The sequence below is a fragment of the Octadecabacter ascidiaceicola genome, from assembly GCF_900185015.1.
Lineage (GTDB): Bacteria > Pseudomonadota > Alphaproteobacteria > Rhodobacterales > Rhodobacteraceae > Octadecabacter > Octadecabacter ascidiaceicola.
Window position 1 is genome coordinate 412,675 of record NZ_FXYD01000003.1, and the last position, 18,166, is coordinate 430,840.

At 54.9% G+C, this 18,166-nt stretch carries 19 protein-coding genes and 1 pseudogene; 9 read left to right on the forward strand and 11 right to left on the reverse strand.

Annotated features, from left to right (window positions below):
- Window positions 1-88 precede the first annotated feature (88 nt).
- Both OCA8868_RS10960 and ilvD read right to left on the reverse strand, forming a co-directional pair.
- Window positions 89-775, reverse strand: coding sequence for a hypothetical protein (locus tag OCA8868_RS10960; RefSeq protein ID WP_093996602.1), 687 nt, complete (start codon window positions 773-775; stop codon window positions 89-91).
- Between the two features lie 5 nt (window positions 776-780).
- On the reverse strand, window positions 781-2,514 hold the full coding sequence (gene ilvD / locus OCA8868_RS10965; protein ID WP_093996603.1) for a dihydroxy-acid dehydratase: 1,734 nt from the start codon (window positions 2,512-2,514) through the stop codon (window positions 781-783).
- 78 nt (window positions 2,515-2,592) lie between these two features.
- On the opposite strand from ilvD, the gene OCA8868_RS10970 reads away from it, so the two are divergent.
- From OCA8868_RS10970 to OCA8868_RS16735, 8 genes are all read left to right on the forward strand, one after another.
- Window positions 2,593-2,994, forward strand: coding sequence for an ACT domain-containing protein (locus OCA8868_RS10970; RefSeq protein ID WP_245848184.1), 402 nt, complete (start codon window positions 2,593-2,595; stop codon window positions 2,992-2,994).
- Window positions 2,987-3,868: a CPBP family intramembrane glutamic endopeptidase gene (locus OCA8868_RS10975; RefSeq protein ID WP_245848187.1), complete on the forward strand. Its 882-nt coding sequence runs from the start codon at window positions 2,987-2,989 to the stop codon at window positions 3,866-3,868. Before OCA8868_RS10970 ends, OCA8868_RS10975 begins: the two co-directional genes overlap by 8 nt.
- 54 nt (window positions 3,869-3,922) lie before the next feature.
- The gene (gene accD / locus OCA8868_RS10980) at window positions 3,923-4,876 is read left to right on the forward strand and encodes an acetyl-CoA carboxylase, carboxyltransferase subunit beta (protein WP_093996606.1); all 954 of its coding nucleotides are present in this window, start codon (window positions 3,923-3,925) and stop codon (window positions 4,874-4,876) included.
- Between the two features lie 17 nt (window positions 4,877-4,893).
- The gene (locus OCA8868_RS10985; RefSeq protein WP_093996607.1) at window positions 4,894-6,162 is read left to right on the forward strand and encodes a bifunctional folylpolyglutamate synthase/dihydrofolate synthase; all 1,269 of its coding nucleotides are present in this window, start codon (window positions 4,894-4,896) and stop codon (window positions 6,160-6,162) included.
- Entirely contained in the window at window positions 6,159-6,698 is a 540-nt protein-coding gene (locus tag OCA8868_RS10990) for a hypothetical protein (RefSeq protein ID WP_093996608.1), read from the forward strand. The genes OCA8868_RS10985 and OCA8868_RS10990 overlap by 4 nt, the downstream gene beginning before the upstream one ends.
- Window positions 6,699-6,845: 147 nt before the next feature.
- The gene (locus tag OCA8868_RS10995) at window positions 6,846-7,460 is read left to right on the forward strand and encodes a rhodanese-like domain-containing protein (protein WP_093996609.1); all 615 of its coding nucleotides are present in this window, start codon (window positions 6,846-6,848) and stop codon (window positions 7,458-7,460) included.
- A 242-nt stretch (window positions 7,461-7,702) separates the two neighbouring features.
- On the forward strand, window positions 7,703-8,335 hold the full coding sequence (locus OCA8868_RS11000; protein ID WP_093996610.1) for a rhodanese-like domain-containing protein: 633 nt from the start codon (window positions 7,703-7,705) through the stop codon (window positions 8,333-8,335).
- A 20-nt stretch (window positions 8,336-8,355) separates the two neighbouring features.
- Window positions 8,356-9,231, forward strand: coding sequence for a LysM peptidoglycan-binding domain-containing protein (locus OCA8868_RS16735; protein ID WP_218822681.1), 876 nt, complete (start codon window positions 8,356-8,358; stop codon window positions 9,229-9,231).
- Here the strand turns inward: OCA8868_RS16735 and zapE are convergent.
- Entirely contained in the window at window positions 9,228-10,301 is a 1,074-nt protein-coding gene (zapE, locus tag OCA8868_RS11010; protein WP_093996611.1) for a cell division protein ZapE, read from the reverse strand. The two genes, OCA8868_RS16735 and zapE, sit on opposite strands and share 4 nt — an antisense overlap.
- Before the next feature lie 143 nt (window positions 10,302-10,444).
- Between zapE and OCA8868_RS11015 the strand changes: the two genes are divergently transcribed.
- Window positions 10,445-11,689 carry an MFS transporter gene (locus OCA8868_RS11015; RefSeq protein ID WP_093996612.1) on the forward strand — a complete coding sequence of 415 codons (1,245 nt, stop codon included), beginning with the start codon at window positions 10,445-10,447 and terminating at the stop codon, window positions 11,687-11,689.
- Between the two features lie 13 nt (window positions 11,690-11,702).
- Here OCA8868_RS11015 and OCA8868_RS11020 read toward each other — a convergent pair whose 3' ends face one another.
- The 8 genes and pseudogenes from OCA8868_RS11020 to mbfA all read right to left on the reverse strand — a co-directional run bounded on the left by OCA8868_RS11020 (window position 11,703) and on the right by mbfA (window position 18,138).
- Window positions 11,703-12,635 (reverse strand): alpha/beta fold hydrolase, encoded by a 933-nt coding sequence (locus tag OCA8868_RS11020; protein WP_093996613.1) that lies wholly within the window; start codon window positions 12,633-12,635, stop codon window positions 11,703-11,705.
- Window positions 12,636-12,637: 2 nt separating this feature from the next.
- Window positions 12,638-13,551: pseudogene (locus OCA8868_RS11025) on the reverse strand (ornithine cyclodeaminase family protein).
- A complete protein-coding gene (locus tag OCA8868_RS11030; RefSeq protein WP_093996614.1) occupies window positions 13,548-14,168 on the reverse strand; it encodes an HAD family hydrolase in 621 nt (206 codons plus the stop codon). The pseudogene OCA8868_RS11025 and the gene OCA8868_RS11030 overlap by 4 nt, the downstream one beginning before the upstream one ends.
- A 48-nt stretch (window positions 14,169-14,216) precedes the next feature.
- Window positions 14,217-14,666 carry a YaiI/YqxD family protein gene (locus OCA8868_RS11035; RefSeq protein WP_093996615.1) on the reverse strand — a complete coding sequence of 150 codons (450 nt, stop codon included), beginning with the start codon at window positions 14,664-14,666 and terminating at the stop codon, window positions 14,217-14,219.
- Window positions 14,663-15,490: an S-formylglutathione hydrolase gene (fghA, locus tag OCA8868_RS11040; RefSeq protein ID WP_093996616.1), complete on the reverse strand. Its 828-nt coding sequence runs from the start codon at window positions 15,488-15,490 to the stop codon at window positions 14,663-14,665. Before fghA ends, OCA8868_RS11035 begins: the two co-directional genes overlap by 4 nt.
- Entirely contained in the window at window positions 15,490-16,185 is a 696-nt protein-coding gene (locus OCA8868_RS11045; protein ID WP_093996792.1) for a nitroreductase family protein, read from the reverse strand. The genes fghA and OCA8868_RS11045 overlap by 1 nt, the downstream gene beginning before the upstream one ends.
- Window positions 16,186-16,197: 12 nt before the next feature.
- Window positions 16,198-17,121, reverse strand: coding sequence for an AEC family transporter (locus tag OCA8868_RS11050; RefSeq protein WP_093996617.1), 924 nt, complete (start codon window positions 17,119-17,121; stop codon window positions 16,198-16,200).
- 39 nt (window positions 17,122-17,160) lie between these two features.
- A complete protein-coding gene (gene mbfA, locus OCA8868_RS11055) occupies window positions 17,161-18,138 on the reverse strand; it encodes an iron exporter MbfA (RefSeq protein WP_093996618.1) in 978 nt (325 codons plus the stop codon).
- Window positions 18,139-18,166 lie beyond the last annotated feature (28 nt).

An 18,166-nucleotide genomic window follows, 5' to 3' on the forward strand; every position in this document is an offset into this window, starting at 1 on the left:
GATAGAATCCTTTTGTCCGGACCATACCTGCCAAATTGTTTCGCAAAAGGAAACAATTTGCGGGATTTTCTTCGCGATAACAGCGGTTTTATTCGGTTTCGGCCTCAGCGACTACAACCGGTGCGTTAGCTTCACCCAGTTCCGCCATTGCAACGGTCAACAAACGCTCACCTTCACCACGGCTTAGTGCGCTACGATCAAAACTCAGAACCGAGATTGTCGTAAGGCGCCCATTGATGTCTAGGAAACCACGCCATTGGGGGCCACTTGTCCCTGTAAACACGGGGCCGCCGGAGGTGTCTTCGAACCGTGCCATCACACCGGTATCACCAGTGACAGTAGATACATCTGAAACAGATGCGGCATCACCGCTACCCGCCAGCAATGCACGGCCACTTTCAGATTCAAGGAACTGCGCGAACGTTGTTTCGTTGCCCGTAACGTTGGCGGTGTCCTCATCGCCGAACTGGACCGTGATCAAACCGTCTAGCGTTGGCATGAACCCAGCGTCGTCTGACAATAGCGCGCAGCCAGCAAGAACGGCGAAACCACGACGTGCGTTGCTTGCACCTTGATCGACGCAATAGGCTTCAGGGCCACGGACACGCACGTCACCGCCCAACAGCGACAACGTGCGAATACCTTCACTGGTGGCATCCGTTGCGGCGCCGACGTTGGCGAGTTGACCCGCGACATTGTTGGCCATGCCTTCAATATCTTCACAGCCAGACAGACCGACCAAAAGCAAAACAAACGCACACAAACGCACAAACATAGTCTTTACAGGTCCATGTAGATGTGGCGTTCTTTTTTCGCACCCGGGTGGGTCACAGCACCGTTCAACGCACCGCCAACCAGCTGGGCGTATTTCCAAAGCGCACCAGAGGTGTAGATGGTCTCTCTCGGGCCTGCCCATTCGGATTTACGCTTGGCAAGTTCTTCGTCGCTCAGATCGACCGAAAGCTCGCCGGTGATCGCGTTGATTGTGATCATGTCGCCGTCTTTCAGCAGGCCAATCGGCCCGCCGTGCGCAGCTTCTGGACCAACGTGACCAACGCAGAACCCACGCGTCGCGCCGGAGAAACGACCGTCTGTAATAAGCGCAACTTTCTTGCCCATGCCCTGACCGGACAGCGCGGCAGTCGTTGCGAGCATTTCACGCATGCCTGGGCCGCCGGATGGACCTTCGTTGCGGATGACCAGAACTTCGCCTTCTTCATAGGCGCGTGCCTTAACGGCGGCAAATGTGTCTTCTTCGCATTCGAACACACGTGCAGGACCAGTAAAGGATTGCTCGTCTTCAGACATGCCAGCAACCTTCACGATTGCACCTTCTGGCGCGAGGTTGCCTTTTAGGCCAACAACGCCGCCAGTCTTCGTGATCGGGTTCTCGACTGGGTAGATAACTTTGCCGTCTGCCTCGCCTTTGATCATGTCGAGTTCTTCGCCGATGACCTTGCCGCTCGCGGTCATACAATCGTCATGCCACAAGCCCGCCTTTTGCAGTTCTTTCATGACGACAGGAACGCCGCCAACTTCGAACAGGTCTTTCGCAACGTATTGGCCACCTGGCTTCAGGTCTACGAAGTAAGGCGTGTCGTGGAAAATGTCGCAGACGTCGAACAGGTTGAAATCGATGCCAGCTTCGTGGGCAATCGCCGGAAGATGCAGGCCAGCGTTTGTAGACCCACCTGTACACGCAACAACACGGGCTGCGTTTTCTAGCGACTTGCGGGTCACAACATCACGGGCGCGGATGTTCTTGGCAATCAGGTTCATGACCGCTTCACCGGACGCTTCGCCATACTTGGCGCGGTCTTCGTAAGGCGCTGGCATGCCGGAGCTGTTCAGCAACGCAAGACCAATAGCCTCGGATACGCAGGCCATTGTGTTGGCTGTGAATTGGCCGCCACAGGCACCCGCAGATGGGCATGCAACGCGTTCAAGCACGGCTAGTTCACCGTCAGACATTTGGCCCGCTTGGTATTTACCAACGGCCTCGAACATATCCTGAACGGTGATGTCTTTGCCGTCGTGTGAACCCGGCAGGATCGAGCCGCCGTACATGAACACGGATGGCGTGTTCAAACGCACCATCGCCATCATCATACCCGGAAGGGATTTGTCACAGCCAGCAAGACCGACAAGCGCATCATAGCAGTGGCCGCGCATGGTCAGCTCAACCGTGTCCGCAATCGCGTCACGGGATGCGAGGGAACTGCGCATGCCTTCATGACCCATCGCGATGCCGTCAGTGACAGTGATGGTTGTAAATTCGCGTGGCGTACCTTGGGCTTCTTTCACACCGCGTTTAACGGACTGTGCTTGCCAGTTTAGCGCGATGTTACACGGCGCTGCTTCGTTCCAGCATGTGGCCACACCAACGAACGGCTGATTGATCTGCTCTTCCGTCAAATCCATCGCATAGAAGTAAGAGCGGTGCGGCGCGCGCGCCGGCCCTTCGGTTACATGGCGGCTAGGCAGGTTTGTTTTGTCAGTGCGGTTCGCAGTCATCGCATTATCCTTCGGGAAATCTGTTTGGAAACGGTCTAAATCGCCAAAGCGTGGTCTTCAAGGTTCAATAGACTTGGCATGCGGATGCGCACGCGGCACTCTGACGCTATGGAACTCACTTTCACGCCCCTGATCGGCGACTACGCCATCACCAAATTGCCCGCCGATGCCGCGTTTCCTGATTGGATCGACCAATCTGGGCTGGTCAGCATCACGCGGGCAGATGACGAATTGTCAGTCGTCAGCCTTTCAAACGGAACCCCGCCCGATGCGGATGTAGGATGGAGTGCGCTGCGGGTGGATACGCTTGCCGCACTTGATGAGCCCGGTGTTGTGATGTCTGCCGTCACGCCAATCTCGACGGCTGGCCTCGGCGTGTTCGTGATATCAACCCATCTGCGCGACTATTTGCTTGTGCGCACGGCCGAGATGAACCGCGTGGCTGCTGCGCTTACAAATGCGGGTCATTCGCTTGTCTGATCGATACGCCCCCATGAACACGCGGGCGGATGCTTTCGCTGGAACCGCGAACTGGGCCTTCGTCGTCATCTCAATTGCTGTGCTGTGGTACGGGTTCCAAATTGTATTCTTTTCAATCTATTCAATGTGGATGCAGACACCAAAAGTAGTCTCTAACCCTGGGTTAATCGATGATTTCGCTTATGGAAGCACCCCAGCCGCTGTGCGTTGGACACTCGCAACCTTCGCCATCTACACAGGCCTTTTATTGGCGACAGCACGCGCATTGCATGGGATCGGTCTTGGGCAACTCGTTGGTTCGATTTCTGCCGCGTGGCGCGAGTTCTGGCGTGTTAGTCTCTATTTATCACCAATCTATGCGCTTCTGATTGTCCCAAGTTTGCTTGAACCGGAAGCAGAACAGCAATTTAGCGTCGCGGAGTGGCTATTGCTTCTCCCAGCAATCCTACCGTTGCTGTTTATTCAAATTAGTGCCGAAGAACTGGTGTTTCGCGGTTACCTGCAAAGCCACATTGCGGCCCTTACCCAAAACCCGATCATCTGGATGGGCGTTCCATCATTTCTGTTCGGATTGATCCATTATGATCCCCTTACCGTACCCTATTCAGCTTGGGCGTATGTCGTTTGGGCCACCTGTCTTGGCCTCGTCTGTGCAGATCTCACTGCGCGGTCAGGAACGCTTGGCCCTGCCTTCGCCGTACATTTCATCAACAACATCGGCGCATTGGTTATTTTGGCCGCTGACGATTGGCTATACGGTGCGGCACTGTTCGTTTGGCCAATGTACGGGCTGGCGTGGGTACCTTGGATACCATTTGAGGCGCTTTTGCTGTTCACTGTTTGGCTCAGCGCGCGTCTCGCGATACGCCGTTGATTGCAATTCACTCCACGTCAGCTTATCTCATTTCCAACACCAAATGAGGGTCCCATGAACTGGATTTCCAACTACATCCGCCCACGCGTCAATTCCATCTTCTCGCGTCGCGAAGTGCCCGAGAACCTTTGGTCCAAGTGTAGCGAGTGCGGCACCATGCTGTTTCATCGTGAATTGGCCGAAAACCTGAATGTTTGCACGTCTTGCAACCATCACATGGCCATCACACCGCGTGATCGTTTCACAGCGTTGTTTGATGGCGGAATTTTCGTAGAGGTCGACGTTCCAGCACCGACGGCTGATCCTTTGCTGTTCAAGGATCAGAAAAAGTATCCGGACCGGATGAAAGGTGCCCAGAAGAACACGGGCGAAAAAGAAGCCATGCTTGTCGTTGAAGGTGAGATCGGGCGCACGCCGATTGTTGCCGCAGCGCAGGACTTTAGCTTTATGGGCGGCTCAATGGGCATGTATGTCGGCAACGCGATCATCGCAGCCGCCGAACGCGCCGTTGAACTAAAGCGCCCGCTCGTACTGTTTTCCGCGGCTGGCGGTGCACGCATGCAGGAAGGGATACTGTCCCTCATGCAGATGCCACGCACGACTGTCGCGGTTGAGATGCTTAAGGAAGCGAACCTGCCCTATATCGTCGTACTGACACACCCGACCACCGGTGGTGTCACCGCATCTTATGCAATGCTTGGCGATGTGCATATCGCCGAACCAAACGCGTTGATCTGTTTCGCAGGGCCACGTGTTATCGAGCAGACCATTCGTGAAAAGCTGCCCGAAGGTTTCCAACGTGCGGAGTATCTGTTGGATCACGGTATGCTGGACCGCGTGACTGAACGGGGGAAGATGCGCGATGAGCTGATCACGATCACACGCATGTTGATGGGTCTTGATCCTGTTGTAGCAGGTGAATTACCGGCACCAAACGAGGCCGATCAAGTTGAGCCTGAAGAAACCCCAGCGGCAGACAGCGCGATCGAGGTTGCAACCACCACTTGACTGCACTGGACCTCTTCATGACCCAGAACTCAGATAATATCCTCGCACGCATGATGGCGCTGCACCCGAAGATCATCGATCTAACTTTGGATCGCATGTGGCGGCTTTTGAACGCGCTCGGCAATCCTGAGCGCCGCTTGCCACCGGTCATTCACATTGCTGGAACCAACGGAAAAGGGTCGACGCAAGCCATGATCCGTGCGGGGCTGGAAGCGCAGGGAAAGCGCGTTCACGCCTATACATCCCCTCACCTTGCGCGGTTTCACGAACGTATCCGCCTTGCCGGTGAGCTGATCTCCGAGGATGCGCTGACGGACGCGCTGGATCGCTGTTACGCCGCCAACAACGGTGAAAACATCACCTATTTTGAAATTACGACCTGTGCTGCGATCCTTGCGTTTTCGGAATCGCCTGCCGATTACACCTTGCTGGAAGTTGGTCTTGGCGGACGGCTGGACGCCACCAACGTCATGGACCCAGCGATTAGCGTCATCACCCCTATCGACCTCGACCATCAGCAGTTCTTGGGCGACACATTGCCCGAGATCGCCGCGGAAAAGGCGGGCATTATCAAGCGCGGCGTTCCGTGTATTGTTGGCCCACAGCACGATGATGCGATGGACGTTATTGAAGCGACTGCCGCACGTTTGGGGGCGCCGATTGTTGCGTACGGACAGCACTTTCATGTCTCTCAAGAACGAGATCGACTGGTCTATCAAGATGAAACAGGGCTGCTTGATCTGCCTTTGCCGACACTTCGTGGCCCCCACCAAGTCCAAAATGCGGGCGCTGTTCTTGCTGCACTGCGCCACTTTGGCGCCGACGAAACCGCGTGCGAAGCGGCCCTAACGAATGCGACTTGGCCCGCACGTATGGAACGCCTGACGTCGGGCCCATTGGTTGAACGCTGTTTGCCTGCAGAACTTTGGCTTGATGGGGGGCACAACCCCGCTGCAGGCAAAGCGATTGCCGCGACGCTCACCACGCTGCCAAAGCGCCCGACGCACGCCATTTGCGGCATGCTGAATACCAAAGACGTGACGGGTTTTATGACCCCGCTTGCGTCCCACGTTCAATCCCTCACAGCGGTTGCGATTCCGGGGGAGGCGAACACGCTCCCCGCCCAGGCGACAGCTGACGCGGCGTCTTTGGCAGGCATCAATGCGGCCATCGCGGAAGACTTGAACGCAGCACTCGACATGATCTTGGCTGTTGATCCAACCGCACGTATTCTGATTTGTGGCTCGTTGTATTTTGCGGGCCACGTGATGAGAGAAAACGAATGATACGTCTTGCTGTAGTTCTTAGCTTTTTCGGCCTCCCATTAGAGGCCGCCGACTTTGAGTTTTGTTGGGAAGGCGACAATGGTTACCGCATGGAAGGCACAATGAGTGTGCCAGACCCCGTGATGAACCGCTCGCTTCTTACGCACAACGACATTTCGGCATTTTTCATTGTTGGCTTCAAAGATGACGTGCCACTCGGGACGTGGGACATGCGTCAACTGACCCCGACAACCAGTTGGAACCTCAGCTTTGATCCGCGTGGGATGGTCTTTCCGACTGGCGGGATGCATGACAGCGATAAGGGTCAAGCATGGAACGCAGGTGGCCGTGCGGATGACTGCGGCGACCCCGGTTTTGGGTTCAATTCAGGGACGAACGCGCAAGACCTCTGCGTCAACAACGTGTGGCACACGGACAGCATGATCAACCGATACACACGCTTTCCGGTCTTCCCTGCTGGTTCGACAGACCTCGATTGTGGCGGCGTTGCACTGTTTGGAAGCCTTCCCCAGGCCGCCAATTCCGCGAGCAAATAGACTCACAAACCGAAAAAACGAATCACTTCTCACATTTTCCTTTGACGAGTGATTCGCGATACCTCTATATATTGCTGTTAAATCTATCTGGGCGCAGTTCTGCCAGAATTGGCACAAGATTTAGCGCTATTCGTTGGGGGACGAGGGATGATACGCACCGCGTCGGTTTGCACATTTATGGCGATAGCGACCGCCAGTGCGGCTGAATTACTGCCGGTGACAGCGGATGCAGTGTTCACGTTTAACGGGCAAGAATTTACGATTTCTCGTGCGAGCACGATCGACCAGACCACCATCACAGCGCTTTCTCAAACGTCTGCAACCTGTCCGAGCCCTTGCCTGTCCCCGATGATCGTGGCACGAAATGTACCAACGCTGGGCGAACTCGATGTGATCGATTTTTTGTCAAATCAGGTTGAGGCTGGCGAAGGACTTTTGATCGACGCGCGACCGCCTGAGGAGCGTGCGATTGGTTTTATCCCTGCATCAGTCAACATTCCTGCAGCAACCTTGGCCCCCACCAACCCGTATCGCGACGAAATCTTAATGGCACTTGGTGCTGAGCAATTCCAAGGCGTGTTCAATTTTTCGGACGTGTTGTCATTGGTTGTGTTCGATGCAGGTCCGGCGACACAGGACGCAAGTAAGCTTGTTACCGACCTTCTTGCGGCGGGATATCCTGCCGAGAAGATTGGTTATTATCGCGGCGGCATGCTGGTGTGGTCGACCTCCGGCCTTTCAACGGAGTCGACGATACAATGACGCACGAATTTTCATACCCCACTCGAAGCGTCGCTTGCGCTGAGTGGTTTTCTATTTCGGCAGCCTGACTTAACGGGCGCCGGCACGATCTTGGCAGGGTGAAGTGGCGCGTATTGAAATGCCGCTTCACAACACGCAGGCGAAACCAGTGGCGCTTTTTTGGGGTGCGCTCACGTCACTGGACAAACAACAGAGCGCGCCCCACGAACGACCTAGGCGCCGCAAGATTAGAGAGGCCGAAGATGAAATACCGAATTCTTACGGCCGCGCTCTGTGTTTCGGCCACCGCTGGAACCGCGCAGGATGTGCGTATCACGACATTTAAAACTGACAGCACGTTTACGCTGAACGATCAGACCTTCACTGTGACGCGCAATCAGGACACAGAAGCTATGTTAAGCGGTGAATACGCGCTGACGTCACGCGCTTGCCCGCCGCACTGCCTGCAACCGCTTGTTGTGGCGGATGGTGTGGCGACACTCGCTGAACTAGAGGTTCTGACTTTCTTGGAAGGGCACGTCACAGGGGGCACGGGCCTACTGATCGATGCACGCTCCCCCGCTGATTATGCGACAGGATCTATTCCTGGGTCTGTAAACGTTCCTTTTCCAACGCTCGCCCCAGACAATCGGTATCGGAATGATATTCTTCGCGCACTCGGCGCAGTTGATAAGGGCGAAGATTCCCTTGATTTCACCCAAGCAATGGCACTTTCGCTATACAGCGGCGGGCCATGGTCTGATGATGCCCCTACAGCAATTGAAAGCTTACTTGCTGCGGGTTACCCAGCTGAAAAGCTTTTCTATTTTCGTGGTGGCATTCAGGCCTGGGCACACGCTGGTCTGACTATTCATCAATCACAAAACCCTGGTTAATCCGCTTTAAGGTTCCCAATATGATCCGCACGACCGTTGCTCTCTTTCTTTTCGCCATTGTCATCTGTGGCCTCATTGTCTTTCGCCCCTTCACCGAGGGTGAAGAAACCACTGCCGATCGCCTTGGCACGCCGATTGACACGGATGTAGAAGTTACCCGTTCAGTAACGGCAGACTTGGCTACCCTCAAGGAAGCGGCCAGCGCACCATTGACCACGAATGCCGTGACTGGTTTGGTTGAAGCACCGCGCCGTATCGACGTCGCCCGTCCGAACACGGACGACACCCGTTTGTCTGACATGACAAACAACGTTCTGGCTGAGCTCGGGTTTGCAGGTGTCCAAGCAGTGACCACCAACAGTCAGGCGCAGCGCCAATCAACCTCTGATATTCTCGCGGGTATCGAGGCAGCGACAGGCCATCGTTCCGTTCTTGAGGAAAGCGAAACGCTCGAAGCAATTGTGATCGCGGCATTGCGTGCTGGTGAAACAGATGAGCGGATCGATACAATTGTCAACGAAGCGGCGGCGGCTGGGACAGTGGCCGTGCCTGAAATTCTCGTTACGTCCGACGGCCGCGTCGACACGCATGTGTTGCTTAACAATATCGTAACGCAGGCCCAGATCGCGTCTGGTGGTGCCGCCCCTGCGATTCCTGATGTCTCACCTGACAACACAGAGGGCATGGAAGTCCGCTTTGTGCAACGCGCCACGGACGAAGTCCAAGCGCGGTTCTACACGGTGCAAAGCGGCGATAGCCTCGGTGCGATTTCGATCAAGTTCTTTGGCTCAATCGAACACTATGATGCGATTTTTGAGGCAAATAAAGGTCTGCTTTCGAGCCCGGATCGTATCCGTGTTGGGCAACGCCTCGTGATACCGCAGTTAGACGCCTAGGCCTTACCCCAGTCAGCGCCCTGCATCTCGCGCAGGCGACTGGCAGTGCGTTCGAACTCAAACACGCCTTCGCCTTCGATATAGAGCATCTCTGGCTCAGCTGCCGCAGATGCGATTAGCTGAACTTTTGCTTCGTAAAGCGCATCGATCAGCGTCACGAACCGTTTTGCCTCATTGAAATTCGCACGGCCCAAACGGGGAATGTCTTCCAGCACGAGTACACGCACAGCGTCAGCAATCGCGAGATAATCCGCAGCACCCAAGAACACACCGCAGAGGTCATGGAACTTGGCCCGCGCGACGCCATTATCAAACGCGGGCAAAACAACATCGCGCCCTTTAACCTTCAGCGTTAGTTTTTCGGCCGTACCGCCGGTTAGCTGCTGCCAAGTTGCTTCAACAGCAACGCGTGCCTCGGCGGTATTTGGTGTGAAATAGTGTTGAGCGCCTTCCAAGAACGACTGGCGATAATCCACGTCGCTCGAGAGTTCATGCACATCCATTCGGTCCTTCAATAGCGCGATGAAAGGCAAAAATAGTTGTCGGTTCAAGCCGTCTTTATACAGCTCATCTGGAACGCGGTTAGATGTTGTCACAACGACGACGCCAGCAGCAAACAGCGCCTCAAATAGGCGCCCCACAATCATCGCATCGGTAATATCGCTGATCTGCATTTCGTCAAATGCCAGAAACCGCACGCGCCCTGCCAAATCCGCGGCGACTGGTGCAATCGCGTCTTCAACGCCGTCCTTTCGCGCTTGGGCAATCGCGGCGTGGACCCATTGCATAAATTCATGAAAGTGGCTGCGTTGCTTTGGGACCTGAATGGTATCGTACAGCAAATCCATCAGCATGGACTTTCCTCGCCCGACGCCACCCCAAAGATACAATCCCTTTGGCCCAACTACAGGCGCCGCCTTGCGAAACCATCCGCTTTTAGGAGCATCCGGCGCATTTAATACAGCAGCCCGCACGCGATCGAGTGATGCGAGCGCTGCGCGTTGTACCGGATCATCGTGCAGCGATCCCGCTGCAACGCGACGTTCATATTCTTCTTGGACCGTTCCCATATCGCCTTGTTAGTCACCCAACGCGAGGCCCGCAATCCGCGCAGCGGCGTCTTTGATGGAAATTGTTCATCCGACAGGATCTGATCGCTACCATCACTATTCACGAATTGACGCGGGATACCTTTCCCCTTCTAAGTTGCCAAATGGAACGCCAATCAAACCTCGTAACGCCCGTCCTTATCGCGGGCTGTGTCATTATCATGGTCAGTTTTGCTGTCCGAGCGTCATTTGGCGTGTTTCAGATACCGATTGCGGATGAATTCGGCTGGGCACGCGCTGAGTTCTCATTGGCAATCGCATTCCAAAACCTTGCATGGGGTATTGGACAGCCAATTTTTGGAGCACTGGCCGAGCGCTTAACAGATCGAAAAGCCATCATCATTGGTGCACTCATCTACGCCATCGGCCTTGTGCTTTCCTCAAACGCGGTATCTCCGATTGCGCACCAAACTTACGCTTGGTTGGTAGGGTTTGGTATCGCGGGCACCGGTTTTGGCGTCATTCTTGCGGTTGTCGGACGCGCTGCGTCTGATGAGAACCGTTCAATGTCGCTGGCTATTGCCACTGCTGCGGGATCGGCCGGACAAGTCTTTGGTGCGCCTGTCGCGGAGTTCTTGCTTGGCATCATGCCGTGGCAGTCGGTTTTCCTCGTCTTCGCGGGCGCAATCCTTGCATCGCTGATGATGTTGCCAATGATGCGTGCGCCGACGAGCGCGTCCAGGCTAGAGCTGGAAGAAACCATTGGGCAGGTCATTACGCGGGCGTTTCGCGATCCGACGTATACGTTCATCTTCCTTGGTTTCTTTTCCTGTGGATACCAGCTCGCGTTTATTACGGCACATTTTCCTGCAATGATTACCGAAATGTGTGGTCCGATTCTGCCGGGAGGCGCGTTGCATAGTCTGGGCGTCACCACGACCTCAGCTCTCGGTGCGGTGGCGATTTCCTTAATCGGACTTGCCAACATCGCCGGTACGCTTCTCGCGGGTTGGGCTGGTAAACGCTATTCCAAAAAGTACCTGCTAGCAGGGATTTACACCGCCAGAACTGTTGTTGCTGCCTTGTTCATCGCGTTTCCGATCACCCCGGCAACGGTTGTTATGTTCTCGATTGCCATGGGGTCACTCTGGCTTGCGACTGTTCCGCTCACCAGTGGGTTGGTCGCGCATATTTATGGGTTGCGGTATATGGGAACGCTTTACGGTATCGTGTTCTTTAGCCACCAGCTTGGTAGCTTCTTAGGTGTCTGGCTTGGCGGTCGCCTCTATGATGTCTACGGGTCTTACACCGCCGTTTGGTGGGTTGGCGTCGGCATTGGTGCATTCTCAGCGATCATTCACTTGCCGATCCGGGAAGACCGGCGCGCGCCTTTGGCTTCGGCGAGCTAAAGAACACGTCGAGTTACCCGACAGCGTCGCGGAGTGCGTCTCGTAGGACTTCGACGACCTCTGCTGAGTGCGTGAAGCCCACATTGTGATCTGCTTCCGGGATCACTTCTTGGCGGCAATTGCGGTTCCACTGCGTCAACGTTCCGAGGGACTTTAACGGAATGATTTCATCTTTCTCGGCCCAGATCGCGACGACCGGCACGTCTTCACGCCCGATCGTTCGATGGGCGTCTTCCTGTACATCGTTGAGCATATGACGACGACTAGACAAAACCGCACGCAGGAACCCACGGCTTTGGTATTCCGCAATCTGAAGTTCAACGATACCCGTGATGTCAAACTTCTGGCCCAATTGCGCACGCAACGCTCTTCGATCCCTGCGTGCGACGATAACCGCGTGCAACCAGTCTCCGAAAAACGGGATCGTTCGGCTTAACTCTGTCAGCTTGTCTTCACGCAACCAAATTCCGCCTGACGCCAACAGCACAAGACGCGTAACGCGGTTTGGGTGTAGCATACTAAAGTGTGTGGCGATCGATCCGCCCATGGAATAACCCATCAGCGTTACGTCACCTGTTAGACCTTGGTGTTCCAAAAGATCTTCGAGCTGCTTGGCGAAGAAGTCACCGGTCTGAACACCACGTGGTGCATCAGAAAACCCGCGCCCGTACAGATCGTAGACAAGAACGCGGTAGCCGAGCTTAGTTAAACCTTGGGCGATGCCATACCAAACGGGGCTCGGTGTTGTTAAACCATGCACGCAAACAATCACCGGCCCACGTGCTTCGCCAAGCCATTGATAGTGCGTCACGCCTTGGCTCAACTTTGCGAAGCGTCCGGGCGCTTTGGCTCTGAACGCTTCAGCACCGTGTCGACGGCTTTCCGCCAGCATTGGCAAGCACGCTAATCCACCTAGAACCAATAGCGGTAATACCCAACCCAACATTCTTACCGCCCTTTCCAGACATTTAGAATATAGCGGCTCGTCATCAGATCCAGATGTGCGCCGCCTCCGTTTTTGAACAACGTTATCTCATCATCCGATTGCCGCTGAAATTGGTCCAGCTCGTAGCAGTCCGCGATGACGTGGTCTTCAGATATGACACCCGTAGCTAACGGAATCTTAAGCTCTCCGATGTGGCCCATGGTCGTCGCGTAGCTGTCCACAAAAACACGTGAGCGAAGTAGAGCGTCATCATCGACTTCGCGCATATCTGGGCGATACGCGCCGATTAGATCAATGTGTTGGCCCGCTTGAAACCATGCGCCTTTCAGAAGTGGTTCTGTCGTCATCGTCGCCGATGTAACAATATCTGCTGTCTTCACAGTAGAGACTCTAGGTCGGAAGCAACAACAACCCCCTCACAGCCCTGAGCGAACCTCTCAGCACCTTCAATTGACCGGTTCCAGACATTAAACCGCGCGTTAGGAAAAACTGTCGAATAAGCCTCCCAAAGCGAACGACCAACTGTTCCCGCTCCAACGATAAGGATGTTTTCGCTGTCTGGACGCGCCAAACGTCGCGCCGCCAAAAGGCTGTCGCCCGCGGTCTTCCATTTGGTCACAAGATGAAAATCGACGATCGCTTCCAACTGGCCGTTGTCGTCGGAAAACAGAAACACTGCTCCGTCCACCATTGGCTTCCCCTGTGCCTTGTTGTCTGGAGAAATCGTGGCGCATTTGACGGCCAAACCCATACCATCGATCCAGGCAGATCGATTCAGCAAGGTCTCTTTGCCGCGATACATAAAGACGTCTTCGACGTTTGCTTTTGGGCGTTCATGGCCCTGAGCCAGCGCATCAGTCAGCGCGAGCCAATCAAGGCCGTTTTGACCTTCATCAAAGGAAATTATTTCGGTCATTGCGCGGCCTCCGGTGTTAACAAACCTTCTTGGACCAACCGTTCCGCCCATCCAGTTGGCCCTTCAAATAGGTGCGTCTTCCAGCCGCGCGCGTCTGCGGCGGCGATGTTATCATGCCGATCATCAACAAACAGCAACCCGCCCGGTGCTATGCCGCTATCGTTCTCGACGTGTTCATAAATTGCCGCAGCTGGTTTGATGATTTGCAGCGCTCCTGAAATGTAACGCTTATCGAATTCCTCAAGGAACGGATATTCAGGCTCAGCAATCGCGAAGGTTTCGTTTCCGAAATTCGAAAGCGCATATACCGGATGCCCAGCACGACGCAAAGCCCGTAACAGACGAACAGAATGGTCAATCACTGGTGATGCCATTTCGATCCAACGATCACGCCAAAGGGTAAGCTCATCCGCCCAGTCAGGGTTCTGCGCGATGGTTTCTGCAATCACATCGTGAAACACCTCACCCGCATCCACACGATCATTCATTTCATGTAGCTGGATCGCCGCGAAGAACTCAGCGCTGCGTTCCGCACCGATGACCCGATCAAAAAACCGCTCGGGCTGCCATTCGATTAGGACGTTCCCAATATCAAAAACGATCGCTTGGACGGTCATTTGCTAGCTCCTTCAAATTTACCACGGCGTAACGGTATCACGAACTTATCACAGTGCTTTAGCGGTGCGTAACTCACGTTCCAATGCATCCAGAAAACGCGAACGATCCGCTTTGGAAAACGCTTTTCCGCCACCTTGGCGAAACGGGTCCGCCGCACGGATGTCCGCCATCAGGTCGCGTGTCGCGAGGACGTTGCCGATATTTGCCTGTGTAAGTGCCTCACCGTTGTGCTTGAGAACCCGCGCGCCAGACTCGACGCATTTCGCGGCCAAAGGAATGTCGCCTGTGATGACGACATCCCCTTTCACTGCGCGGTCTGCGATCCACATGTCGGCGATATCCGGCCCGTCCGGGACGATGACCGTTTCGACAAGCGGGTTTTGTGACGGGCGTAGTCCCCCGTTAGAGACAACGAACATACGAACGCCGTGGCGCGTGCCGACTTTCTCAACCTCGGCCTTTACCGGACAGGCATCTGCGTCGACATAAATGCTCACGCCCAAAGTGCCTCAGCGTGGAAGTTCATGTGGTCTTCCATAAACGACGAAATAAAGAAATAGCTGTGATCATAACCTTTTTGCAGGCGGATGATCCCCTCTTGGCGTTTCGCGGCGAATGCTGCCGAGAAAGCTTCATTTCCCAACAGATCCCAGAACTGATCGTTTGTTCCGGTATCGACAAGCATCGGGCCGTCGAAACCTTTGCTTTGCATCAAGATGGTCGCGTCATGCGCTCCCCAGTCTGCCTTTCCCCCCAAATACGCTGTGAACTGTTTGCGGCCCCAGCCGCTTTCTGTCGGGTTGCAAATTGGCGCAAAGGCCGAGACAGACCGGAACCGCCCAGGCAAGGCCATCGCCATTGTCAGCGCCCCATGGCCACCCATTGAATGGCCCGTGATGGACTGGCGGGTCATGTCGATTTCGAAGTTCTCAGTGAGAAGTGAGGGAAGTTCGTCAGCAATGTAAGTCCACATCTTGAAATGCTTTGCCCAAGGTTCTTGCGTCGCATCGACGTAGAAACCTGCACCCTGTCCAAGTTCATAGGCTTCGTCATCCGCGACGCTTTCACCACGAGGGGACGTGTCGGGAAACACCAGCGCAATGCCTTGTTCAGCCGCCCATGCCTGCGCACCAGCTTTGGTCATTGCGTTCTCGTGGGTACATGTGAGGCCGGATAGGAACCACAAAACAGGAACCGGGCCATCCTTGGCCTCTTCGGGCATAAAGACGGCGAAGGTCATTTCGGTACCGGTCGCCGAGGAGTGATGTTTGTAGACTCCTTGAACACCGCCAAAACAGGCGTTCTCTGAAACGGTTTCCATTAGTTTTCTCCTTCGTATGTAGTCAGGATTTCATGCAAATCCTTTTTCTTCTTCGCGATCGCAGGGACGGTCGCATCCTCTGCGGGGTGTCCTACTGCGAGGATCATAATTGGCTTTTCGTTTTCAGGGCGGTCACACAACTCGTTCAAGAACTTCATCGGGTTCGGGGTATGCGTCAGGCATGACAGGCCCGCGGTGTGCAGCGCAGTAATCAGCATTCCAGTGGCAATGCCTACACTTTCAGGAACGTAGTAATGTTTAACGCGCTCACCATTTCTTTCACCCCAACGCTGGGCAAAAATAACGATGAGCCATGGGGCGATATCGAGGTGCGGTTTGGATGCATCTGTGCCGATGGGTTCCAACGCCTTGAGCCACGCGTCACCACCACCACCGCTGTAAAATTTTTCCTCTTCCTCTTCCGCAGCCTTTCGAACTTTGGCCTTCATTGCAGGATCGTTGATTGCAACGAAGTGCCATGGCTGTTGGTTGGCACCACTGGGTGCAGTTCCCGCGGCAAGCACGCAGGCCTCGATTACGGCTTTGGGAACGGGCTTATCGGTGTACTCGCGAATAGAATGGCGCGTTTTGACGTGAGCGTAGAACCGTTCGGCTTCCGCCAGCATTTGCGCGTCATCGTAGTCTGCGCGATCTGGCAATGGCAAAGCGGAATAGGTTGGGGGCGTGTCTGTCATTGGTGTTCTCATCTATGTGACTGCCGCGATCACGGCGGTTATTGTGAATACGCTCAGGGCCGTTGAAATCAGGATCGATGCTGAAACCCGTGCGGGCGCTACGCCGTAATGCTGCGCGAGAATGTAGACATTTCCAGCGACGGGCAAGGCCGAAGCTGTGATCATCACACCAGCCGCGTATGGGTCAATGCGAAACATAACGAGGGCCGCGAATGCGACGGCAGCTGGGTGTAGCACGAGTTTTGCGAATGAGAGCCACCCAGCGACGGCCAATTTCTCGGCAGACTTGGTGGCAAGGGACGCGCCAATGGCGAAAAGGGCACCCGGCGTCGCGGCTGCGCCTAGAATTGCAAGGAACTCATTTGCGGGGTCTGGGATCGGTAAGCCAAGTGACGAGACAATGAGGCCGAGAGAGATCGAAACGATCATTGGGTTTTTCAATAGCCCCACACCGACGGTCTTTAGGACGCCCACAGACATACGGCCATCGCGGGACCCAGTGATTAAAATCACGATGAGCGAGCCGAACACGATCAGGTCTACCGCAAGAACCAGCATGACCGGCCCAATCGCTTGTTCGCCAAGCAGAAGAACCAACATTGGAATGCCCAGAAAACCGACATTCCCAACAACCGCGCATTGCGCTTCGACCGCCGCTTCTTCGACACCGCGTTTTCTGAATAACGCGACACCTGTCGCGATGAGGTAGATAAACAACGATCCCCAAAGGTATGCGAACACGAATGGCCAATCGAGAATTTCACTAAGGGACAGATTCGCAGAAAAACGGAACAGCATCGCCGATAGCGCAAAGTAGAAAACGAACTTCGTAAGGTATGACGTTGCCTCAGGCGTAAAGAAACCAGTTTGCCCTGCGCCATAGCCCAATCCGATGAGCGTAAAAAACGGAAGCGTTTGAAGGAAGATCTCAAGCATGTTCGACGCTTAGCATCGCGCCATGACATGCAAAAGCCTCTAGCCGCTGCCGATGATCATTCCCGCAGCCAGCACCAGAACGCCACCAACCACCACTTGGAATGCGGCCCTAAGGAACGGCGTTTGCATGTAACGGTTTTGAATCCATGCAATGGCCCAGAGCTCGATGAAAACCACAGCAAAGGCGATTATCGTCGCAGTCCAGAAGTCTGTGATGAGATAAGGAAGCGCGTGCCCCATGCCACCAAGTGTCGTCATCACACCAGCAGCGATACCGCGCTTGATGGGGGACCCGCGGCCTGAGATTTGCCCATCGTCACTCGCGGCTTCGGTGAAGCCCATTGAGATACCGGCACCGATACTAGCAGCGGACCCGACAAGGAATGTCGTCCATGTATCTTGGGTCGCAAACGCCGTTGCGAAAATCGGGGCGAGCGTTGAAACGGACCCGTCCATCAGACCCGCAAGACCAGGTTGCACCCACGTCAGGACAAACTGTTTGTGGGCCGCGTCTTTTTCTTCGGCGTCCGCATCGAGGCCTATGTTTTCTGCAACCAGTTCACTCGCGCGATCCGAATGTCCGGCTTCGGCTGCCGCAAGGTCACCTAAAAGTGTCCGTGTCTTCGCATCAGTCGAATTTTGCGCGGCTATTTCGTAGAACCGTTGCGCATCGCTTTCCATTTGGCGCGCTTCGTCGCGAATACGGTCAAGGCCTAGATTCTCAACGAGCCAAACCGGACGCCGTGCATAGAAACCTGCGACATGTTCGCGGCGAATGAGGGGAATCGTATCCCCAAACCGGCTTTGGTGCATTTCGATGAGACGGCGGCGATGTCCATCTTCCTCAAGCGCCATACCCTCGAATACAGATGCGGACGCGGGGAAGTCTTCCCGCAATCGCTCAGCGTAGCTGCGATAGATCCGTGCGTCATCTTCCTCAGACGAAATCGCTAGGGCGAGCACTTCTTGCTCTGACAAATCTGAAAACCGTTTTCGGTGCGAGAATCCGGGGATCATAGCAACCTTCCTTATTAGAACGATTCTA